This window comes from Rahnella perminowiae (assembly GCF_019049755.1).
GTDB lineage: Bacteria > Pseudomonadota > Gammaproteobacteria > Enterobacterales > Enterobacteriaceae > Rahnella > Rahnella perminowiae.
The window spans coordinates 19,924-29,072 of the sequence record NZ_JAFMOS010000610.1 but is presented as its reverse complement, the minus strand read 5'-3'; the positions used below and the strand labels follow the sequence as shown (position 1 = coordinate 29,072).

General features: G+C 53.8%; 7 protein-coding genes. All 7 read left to right on the top strand.

The window, feature by feature from the left end; translation table 11 throughout:
• Positions 1-386 precede the first annotated feature (386 nt).
• The 7 genes from J1785_RS19855 to nuoH all read left to right on the top strand — a co-directional run bounded on the left by J1785_RS19855 (position 387) and on the right by nuoH (position 9,148).
• Positions 387-830, top strand: coding sequence for an NADH-quinone oxidoreductase subunit A (locus J1785_RS19855; protein ID WP_129952335.1), 444 nt, complete (start codon positions 387-389; stop codon positions 828-830).
• 22 nt (positions 831-852) lie between these two features.
• The gene (locus J1785_RS19850) at positions 853-1,527 is read left to right on the top strand and encodes a NuoB/complex I 20 kDa subunit family protein (RefSeq protein WP_129952336.1); all 675 of its coding nucleotides are present in this window, start codon (positions 853-855) and stop codon (positions 1,525-1,527) included.
• An 83-nt stretch (positions 1,528-1,610) separates the two neighbouring features.
• Positions 1,611-3,410 carry an NADH-quinone oxidoreductase subunit C/D gene (gene nuoC / locus J1785_RS19845; RefSeq protein ID WP_129991767.1) on the top strand — a complete coding sequence of 600 codons (1,800 nt, stop codon included), beginning with the start codon at positions 1,611-1,613 and terminating at the stop codon, positions 3,408-3,410.
• A gap of 2 nt (positions 3,411-3,412) precedes the next feature.
• On the top strand, positions 3,413-3,949 hold the full coding sequence (nuoE, locus tag J1785_RS19840) for an NADH-quinone oxidoreductase subunit NuoE (RefSeq protein WP_231576087.1): 537 nt from the start codon (positions 3,413-3,415) through the stop codon (positions 3,947-3,949).
• Positions 3,946-5,307 (top strand): NADH-quinone oxidoreductase subunit NuoF, encoded by a 1,362-nt coding sequence (gene nuoF, locus J1785_RS19835; protein ID WP_129952338.1) that lies wholly within the window; start codon positions 3,946-3,948, stop codon positions 5,305-5,307. Before nuoE ends, nuoF begins: the two co-directional genes overlap by 4 nt.
• Before the next feature lie 140 nt (positions 5,308-5,447).
• On the top strand, positions 5,448-8,174 hold the full coding sequence (gene nuoG / locus J1785_RS19830) for an NADH-quinone oxidoreductase subunit NuoG (RefSeq protein ID WP_217220317.1): 2,727 nt from the start codon (positions 5,448-5,450) through the stop codon (positions 8,172-8,174).
• Positions 8,171-9,148 carry an NADH-quinone oxidoreductase subunit NuoH gene (gene nuoH / locus J1785_RS19825; protein ID WP_129952340.1) on the top strand — a complete coding sequence of 326 codons (978 nt, stop codon included), beginning with the start codon at positions 8,171-8,173 and terminating at the stop codon, positions 9,146-9,148. The genes nuoG and nuoH overlap by 4 nt, the downstream gene beginning before the upstream one ends.
• The last annotated feature ends 1 nt before the right edge of the window (position 9,149 follow it).

The window sequence follows — 9,149 nt, the reverse complement described above, 5'->3', positions numbered from 1 at the left end:
GAACTCTGACATGGATCAAAAAAATAACCCTATTAAGAGAGTGGAAGCGGTGTCTATTCCTGCGACAATAGTAAAGTACGTAAGATGTGATCACTCCCGACACAGGCCCATGCTTTATCTCAGTATTTAACTGACACGATTTAGCTTAAGTTCCGGCGCATGATATGTTAATTAAATGATAAGCATGTAAACTAATGTGGAGATACTTTTGTCAAAGTTGACAAAAGGTTATAGAAAGGGGTAAAAAGCCCACAACAAATCACTGGCTTAATCCCTTGTTGAGCCGTGAACTGTGTGGTTTTTAATCCTTCCCTTGAATCGATGTGGTGCGCAAGCTGCCGACCTTACAGAGCAGATGCCAAAGTGCCACTTTTGATGAGTAAGCAATGAGTATGTCAACAGCCACTGAAGTCATCGCTCAACACTGGGCGTTCGCCGTTTTTCTTATCGTCGCAATGGGCATGTGCTGCCTGATGTTACTGGGCGCCGCGTTTCTTGGCGGGAGAGCCAGAGCGCGCTATAAAAACACGCCTTTTGAGTCAGGTATCGCCTCTGTCGGTACTGCCCGGCTGCGCCTGTCCGCCAAGTTTTATCTGGTCGCCATGTTCTTCGTCATTTTCGATGTTGAAGCCTTGTATCTCTATGCATGGTCAACGTCTATTCGCGAAAGCGGCTGGACCGGATTCGTTGAAGCCACCATTTTCATTTTGGTACTGCTGGCTGGTTTGTTCTATCTGGTGCGAATTGGCGCACTCGACTGGACACCAACACGTTCGAAAGGACCTGTTAAACCAAGCCCGGCGATTAATACCAACAGTCACCCTCAGTAAGCAGTCATAGCGAGGCATTAAGATGGACTATACGCTCACCCGCATAGACCCGGACGGTGAGAACGACCGTTACCCCCTGCAGTCTCAGGAGGTCGTCGGCGATCCTCTTCAGGAGCAGGTTAAACGCAGCGTCTTCATGGGAAATCTCCAGGAGTCACTGCATGGCATGGTGAACTGGGGTCGCAAAAACTCCCTTTGGCCCTACAACTTCGGTCTTTCCTGCTGTTATGTCGAAATGGTGACGTCATTCACTGCGGTGCATGACGTTGCGCGTTTTGGCGCAGAAGTGCTGCGTGCGTCACCACGCCAGGCTGACTTTATGGTGATAGCGGGAACCTGCTTCACCAAAATGGCTCCGGTTATTCAGCGTTTATACGATCAGATGCTGGAACCCAAATGGGTTATTTCGATGGGCGCCTGTGCGAACTCCGGCGGCATGTACGATATTTACTCTGTGGTGCAGGGCGTGGATAAGTTCCTGCCGGTCGATGTGTACATCCCGGGATGTCCGCCACGTCCGGAAGCCTACATGCAGGCTCTGCTGCTGTTGCAGGAGTCCATTGGTAAAGAACGTCGCCCGTTGTCATGGGTTGTTGGCGATCAGGGTGTTTACCGCGCGAATATGCAGTCTGAAAAAGAGCGTAAACGTGCTGAGCGTATTGCTGTGACAAATCTGCGTTCGCCGGACGAGATTTAACACTGCGGTCTGAGAGTCAACCCTGAGGGGGTATAAATATCCCCCTTACGGCATAAATGACCATTTAGTGTGGTGAAAAAAATATGACAGATTTGACGACGCAAGATTCCGCCCTGCCAGCATGGCATACCCGTGATCATCTCGATGACCCGGTTATCGGCGAATTGCGTAACCGTTTTGGGCCAGAGGCCTTTACTGTTCAGGCGACCCGTACCGGCATTCCGGTAGTCTGGTTCAAGCGTGAACAGTTACTGGAAGCGATTACCTTTTTACGAAAACAGCCAAAACCTTATGTCATGCTTTTCGATTTGCATGGCTTTGATGAGCGTTTACGTACACACCGCGACGGTTTACCGGCCGCGGATTTTTCCGTTTTCTACCATCTGCTCTCGGTTGAGCGTAACCGCGACATCATGATCAAGGTGGCATTATCAGAAAACGATCTTCATGTTCCGACCATCACCAAAGTGTTCCCGAATGCTAACTGGTATGAGCGTGAAACATGGGAAATGTTCGGTATTACCTTCGATGGCCACCCGCATCTGACGCGCATTATGATGCCGCAGACCTGGGAAGGGCATCCGCTGCGTAAAGATTATCCGGCGCGTGCCACTGAGTTCGATCCCTACGAACTGACCAGGCAGAAAGAAGAACTTGAGATGGAATCGCTGACCTTCAAGCCTGAAGACTGGGGCATGAAGCGCGGTACCAACAACGAAGACTTTATGTTCCTCAACCTCGGCCCTAACCACCCGTCTGCGCACGGCGCATTTCGCATCATCCTGCAGCTTGATGGTGAAGAAATTGTCGATTGCGTGCCTGACGTCGGTTACCACCACCGTGGTGCTGAGAAAATGGGTGAACGGCAGTCCTGGCACAGCTACATTCCTTACACTGACCGTATCGAATATCTCGGCGGTTGCGTAAACGAAATGCCTTACGTGCTGGCTGTTGAAAAACTCGCCGGTATCGTGACGCCGGACCGCGTGAACACTATACGTGTCATGTTATCTGAGCTGTTCCGCATCAACAGCCATTTGTTGTACATCTCTACGTTTATCCAGGACGTGGGCGCGATGACCCCGGTGTTCTTCGCCTTTACCGATCGTCAGAAAATTTACGATCTGGTGGAAGCGATTACCGGTTTCCGTATGCACCCGGCCTGGTTCCGTATTGGTGGCGTTGCGCATGATCTGCCGAAAGGGTGGGATCGTCTGCTGCGTGAATTCCTTGACTGGATGCCAGCCCGTCTGGATTCCTATGTTAAAGCGGCGCTGAAAAACACCATTCTGATTGGCCGTTCCAAAGGCGTGGCTGCGTATAACGCAGATGATGCCCTGGCCTGGGGCACCACCGGCGCTGGCCTGCGCGCAACGGGTATTCCGTTTGACGTGCGTAAATGGCGTCCGTATTCCGGCTACGAAAACTTTGACTTTGAAGTGCCGACCGGTGATGGCGTCAGTGACTGCTATTCCCGTGTGATGCTGAAAGTAGAAGAACTTCGTCAGAGCCTGCGCATTCTGGAACAGTGTTACAAAAATATGCCGGAAGGTCCGTTCAAAGCAGATCACCCGCTGACCACGCCGCCACCGAAAGAGCGCACGCTGCAACACATTGAGACCCTGATCACTCACTTCCTGCAAGTGTCGTGGGGGCCGGTTATGCCTGCGCAAGAATCTTTCCAGATGGTTGAAGCCACCAAAGGGATCAACAGCTATTACCTGACCAGTGACGGCAGCACCATGAGCTACCGCACCCGTGTCCGTACGCCAAGCTTCCCGCATTTGCAACAGATCCCGTCCGTAATCCGTGGCAGCCTGGTATCCGACCTGATCGTGTATCTGGGCAGTATCGATTTTGTAATGTCAGATGTGGACCGCTAACGATGACAGATATCAATAAAGACTCAGAAGTTCAGTACATCAATATCAGCGAGCCTGTTGCGCCGCCGGTATTTGTGCTGAGTGACGCTGAACGCGAAGCGATTGAGCACGAAAAACATCACTACGAAGATGCCCGCGCGGCCTCTATCGAAGCGTTGAAAATCGTGCAAAAAGCGCGTGGCTGGGTGCCTGATGGCGCTATCTACGCAATCTCCGATGTTCTGGGTATTCCTGCCAGTGATGTTGAAGGTGTGGCGACATTCTACAGCCAGATCTTCCGTCAGCCGGTCGGACGCCATGTGATCCGCTACTGTGACAGCGTGGTGTGCCACATCACCGGTTATCAGGGGATCCAGGCCGCACTGGAACAACAGTTGCATATTAAGCCGGGCGAAACGACCGAAGACGGACGCTTTACTCTGCTGCCGACCTGCTGTCTTGGTAACTGTGACAAAGGTCCGTCAATGATGATTGATGAGGACACGCACAGCCATCTGACGCCGGAAGCGATCGGCTCGCTACTGGAGCGTTACGCATGACATATATTCCCCGACACATTGAACGTACACCCGAGATGCATCCGCTGACCTGGCGTATGCGTGATGATAAGCAGCCCGTCTGGATCGACGAGTACCGCAGCAAAAACGGTTATGTGGGTGCGGAAAAAGCCCTCAAAGGCATGGCGCAGGAAGAAATCGTTAATCTGGTAAAAGACGCTGGCCTGAAAGGGCGTGGCGGCGCAGGTTTCTCCACCGGTCTGAAGTGGAGTCTGATGCCGAAAGACGAAAGCATGAACATCCGCTATCTGCTGTGTAACGCCGATGAGATGGAACCCGGTACTTATAAAGACCGCATGCTGATGGAACAAATGCCACACCTGCTGGTGGAAGGCATGCTGATTTCGGCCTTCGCGCTGAAATCTTATCGTGGCTACATCTTCCTGCGTGGCGAATACATTGAAGCCGCTGTGAACCTGCGCCGTGCAATCGAAGAAGCCAAAGCCGCTGGCCTGCTGGGTAAAAATATCCTGGGTACCGGTTTTGACTTTGAACTGATTGTGCATACCGGTGCCGGTCGTTATATCTGCGGTGAAGAAACGGCGCTCATCAACTCACTGGAAGGCCGCCGTGCCAACCCGCGTTCCAAGCCGCCATTCCCGGCCTCTGCCGGTGTATGGGGTAAACCGACTTGTGTCAACAACGTCGAAACGTTGTGCAACGTACCTGCAATCCTTGAGCACGGGGTGGACTGGTACAAAGGTATTTCGGCGGGCAAAAGTGAAGATGCCGGCACCAAGCTGATGGGCTTCTCCGGCCGGGTGAAAAATCCGGGCGTCTGGGAGCTACCGTTTGGGACCACCGCACGTGAAATCCTTGAAGAGTATGCCGGTGGCATGCGTGACGGCCTGAAATTTAAAGCCTGGCAGCCGGGCGGGGCAGGGACCGACTTCCTGACCGCTGATCATCTGGATCTGCCGATGGACTTTGCCAGCATTGGTAAAGCTGGCAGCCGTCTGGGGACTGCGCTGGCCATGGCCGTTGATAATGAAATCGGCATGGTCCCGCTGGTGCGTAACCTGGAAGAGTTTTTCGCCCGCGAATCTTGTGGCTGGTGTACGCCATGCCGTGATGGTCTGCCGTGGAGTGTGAAAATTCTTCGTGCGCTGGAGCGCGGTGAAGGCCAGCCGGGAGATATCGAAACTCTCCAACAGCTTTGCCGCCAGCTTGGCCCGGGCAAAACCTTCTGCGCACACGCGCCGGGTGCCGTGGAGCCATTGCAGAGTGCGATTAAATATTTCCGGGAAGAGTTTGAGGCGGGTATCGCCAAACAGCATTTCAACAACGCACGCGCGATTGGCGGAATTCAGCCAAACAATCTGCTGAAAGAACGCTGGTAGTGAAGGCAACAGGCAGCGGACGTGAGCCCGCTGTGCGCGAATTCCCGGAACAAGGGACGCGCTGTCGAATGATATACGCCAACCCGGCAAGAATTTTTGATTAACGCCCACTAAGTGGGCCACGTGGAAGCATGCTGACTATGGCTACGATTCATGTAGACGGCAAAGAATACGATGTAGACGGAGCGGACAACCTGTTACAGGCTTGCCTCTCTCTCGGCCTCGATATTCCTTATTTTTGCTGGCATCCGGCGCTGGGAAGCGTCGGCGCTTGTCGCCAATGTGCGGTTAAGCAATACCAAAATGCGGAAGACACGCGCGGTCGTCTGGTGATGTCATGTATGACACCCGCGTCTGATGGCACCTTCATTTCCATCGATGACGGCGAAGCGAAAGAATTTCGTGAAAGCGTTGTGGAATGGCTGATGACCAACCATCCGCACGACTGTCCGGTGTGTGAGGAAGGCGGTAACTGTCACCTGCAGGATATGACGGTGATGACCGGCCACAGTATGCGCCGTTACCGCTTTACCAAACGAACCCATAACAACCAGGATCTCGGCCCGTTCATTTCTCATGAAATGAACCGCTGTATCGCCTGTTACCGTTGTGTCCGTTACTACAAGGATTACGCGGACGGCACCGATCTGGGCGTTTATGGCGCACACGACAACGTCTATTTCGGCCGCCCGGAAGATGGACCGCTGGAAAGTGAGTTCTCCGGTAACCTGGTTGAAGTCTGTCCGACCGGTGTTTTCACCGATAAAACGCATTCCGAACGCTATAACCGTAAATGGGATATGCAGTTTGCGCCAAGCATTTGTCAGCAATGTTCTGTTGGCTGTAACACCAGCCCGGGTGAACGTTACGGCGAACTGCGTCGTATCGAAAACCGTTATAACGGTACCGTAAACCATTACTTCCTGTGCGATCGTGGTCGTTTCGGGTATGGCTACGTGAACCTCAAAGATCGACCGAAGAAGCCATTGCAACTGCGGGGCAACGACTGGATCGAACTTAACGCTGAACAGGCGATGCAGGGCGCGGCAGACATTATCCGTCAGGCGAAGAAAACGATCGGTATCGGCTCGCCACGCGCCAGCCTTGAAAGCAACTTTGCCCTGCGAGAGCTGGTCGGTGCTGAAAATTTCTATACGGGTATCAACGCGGCAGAGCAGGGGCGTTTGCAACTGATGCTGAACATTCTGCGCAACAGCGGTGTGCGTACACCGGCGCTGCGTGAAATTGAAGATTACGATGCCGTTCTGGTGCTGGGCGAAGATTTAACCCAGACCGGTGCGCGTATCGCACTGTCTGTTCGTCAGGCTGTAAAAGGTAAAGCTCGCGCGATGGCAGCGGCTCAGCGTGTTGCCGACTGGCAAATCGCGGCTGTACAGAATATCGGTCAGCATGCCAAACATCCGTTGTTTATCACCAACGTGGATAACACGAAGCTCGACGATATCGCCGCTTACAATTACCGCGCCCCGGTTGATGAGCAGGCGCGTTTCGGCTTTGCTATCGCCCATGCGCTGGATAATTCTGCGCCAGCAGTCAGCGACCTTGCTGATGGTCTGAACAAGAAAATCGACGTGATTGTGCAGGCGCTGACCGGTGCACGCAAGCCGCTGATCATCACCGGTACAAGCGCCGGTTCAGATGCCATCATTGAAGCGGCTGCTAACATCGCGAAAGCGCTGAAAGGTGCAGGCAGCGATGTCGGTATTACCTTTGTGGCTTCCGCAGCTAACAGCATCGGTCTTTCGATGATTGGTGGCGGCTCGCTGGACGAAGCACTCGCGTTGCTGACCCGGGGTGAAGCCGACAGCGCCATCGTGATGGAAAATGACCTTTACCGTCAGGCGCCTGAAGCGGAAGTGAATGCGGCATTAGCTAACGTGCAGAACCTGCTGGTCGTTGACCATCAGCGCACGCGCATCATGGATCAAGCCAGCCTGATCCTGCCTGCGGCAAGCTTTGCGGAAAGCGACGGTACTTTGGTGAGTCAGGAAGGCCGTGCTCAGCGCTTCTTCCAGGTTTACGATCCTGCCTACTACGACACTACCATCACCATGCTGGAAAGCTGGCGCTGGATGCATTCGCTGCATTCCACCATCAACAGCCGCCATGTTGACTGGACGCAACTGGATCACGTCATTCAGGCGTGTGTTGCTGCGTTGCCACAACTGACAGGCATTGTTGAAGCTGCGCCTGATGCCACTTTCCGTATTCGTGGTCAGAAACTGGCACGTTCTCCTATCCGTTCGAGTGGTCGTACTGCGGCACGTGCGAATATCAGCGTGCACGAGCCGCGTCAGCCGCAAGATAAAGACACCATGTTTGCCTTCTCTATGGAAGGGAACAACAGTCCGACAGCCCACCGCAATCAGATACCCTTTGCCTGGGCACCGGGCTGGAACTCCCCGCAAGCCTGGAACAAATTCCAGAGTGAAGTCGGTGGCAGCCTGCGCTTCGGCGATCCGGGTGTACGTCTGATTGAAGCTGGCGAAGCCCGTCTTGAATACTTCACCGCCATTCCGGCTGCGTTTACTGCACAGAGCGATAGCTGGCGCGTTGCGCCTTATTATCACCTGTTCGGCAGTGAGGAAATGACACAGCGTTCAAAGGTGATCCAGCAGCGTATGCCACAGGCGTATGTGATGGTTAACCCGGCAGATGCTGCACAGTTAGGCGTGAACGCAGGTTCACAGGTGGAGTTCACCTGTGCCGGTCAGACACTGAAATTGCCGGTTCGTCTGAGTGAAACATTGAACCAGGGCCAGGTCGGCCTGCCGCTGGGCTTACCGGGTATTCCGCCGGTGCTGGTTGGCGCAACGGTTGAAAATCTGCGGGAGGCAGCACAATGAGCTGGTTTACACCTGTCGTGATTGATTCGTTGATCGCCATTCTGAAAGCTGTCGTGATCCTGCTGGTCGTGGTGATTTGCGGGGCCTTCATGAGCTTCGGCGAACGCCGTTTGCTGGGGCTGTTCCAGAACCGTTACGGACCAAACCGTGTCGGCTGGGGCGGTTCCCTGCAGCTTGTGGCTGACATGATCAAGATGTTCTTCAAGGAAGACTGGGTTCCTAACTTCACCGACAAAGCCATCTTTACGCTGGCACCGATGATTGCGTTTACGTCCCTGTTGATCTCCTTTGCGATCGTTCCGGTCAGTCCGACCTGGTTCGCCGCCGATCTGAACATCGGTATTTTGTTCTTCCTGATGATGGCCGGTCTGACCGTCTATGCGGTGTTGTTCGCTGGCTGGTCCAGTAACAACAAATACTCGCTGCTGGGTGCGATGCGTGCTTCTGCCCAGACGCTGAGCTATGAAGTCTTCCTCGGTTTATCACTGATGGGCGTCGTGGCGCAGGCGGGTTCTTTCAATCTGCAAGACATCGTCAATTCGCAGGCGCATGTGTGGAACATCATTCCGCAGTTCTTTGGCTTCGTGACCTTTGCGATTGCCGGCGTTGCTGTTTGCCACCGTCACCCGTTTGACCAGCCGGAAGCCGAGCAGGAACTGGCCGATGGTTACCACATTGAATATTCCGGTATGAAATTCGGCCTGTTCTTCGTGGGGGAATACATCGGTATCGTGACGGTCTCTGCGTTGATCGTCACTTTGTTCTTCGGTGGCTGGCAGGGCCCGTTCCTGCCGCCGTTTATCTGGTTTGCGCTGAAAACTGCTTTCTTCATGGTGATGTTCATTTTGATCCGTGCTGCTTTGCCGCGTCCCCGCTACGACCAGGTGATGTCATTTGGCTGGAAAGTTTGCCTGCCACTGACGTTGCTTAATCTGCTGGCGACCGCTGCGGTCATCTTGTACAACGCGCAATAAG

Excerpts from the sequence above, each read along its gene's own strand:
- J1785_RS19855 (WP_129952335.1), top strand. The coding sequence starts at position 387 with ATGAGTATGTCAACAGCCACTGAAGTCATCGCTCAACACTGGGCGTTC.
- J1785_RS19850 (WP_129952336.1), top strand. The coding sequence starts at position 853 with ATGGACTATACGCTCACCCGCATAGACCCGGACGGTGAGAACGACCGT.
- nuoC (WP_129991767.1), top strand. The coding sequence starts at position 1,611 with ATGACAGATTTGACGACGCAAGATTCCGCCCTGCCAGCATGGCATACC.
- nuoE (WP_231576087.1), top strand. The coding sequence starts at position 3,413 with ATGACAGATATCAATAAAGACTCAGAAGTTCAGTACATCAATATCAGC.
- nuoF (WP_129952338.1), top strand. The coding sequence starts at position 3,946 with ATGACATATATTCCCCGACACATTGAACGTACACCCGAGATGCATCCG.
- nuoG (WP_217220317.1), top strand. The coding sequence starts at position 5,448 with ATGGCTACGATTCATGTAGACGGCAAAGAATACGATGTAGACGGAGCG.
- nuoH (WP_129952340.1), top strand. The coding sequence starts at position 8,171 with ATGAGCTGGTTTACACCTGTCGTGATTGATTCGTTGATCGCCATTCTG.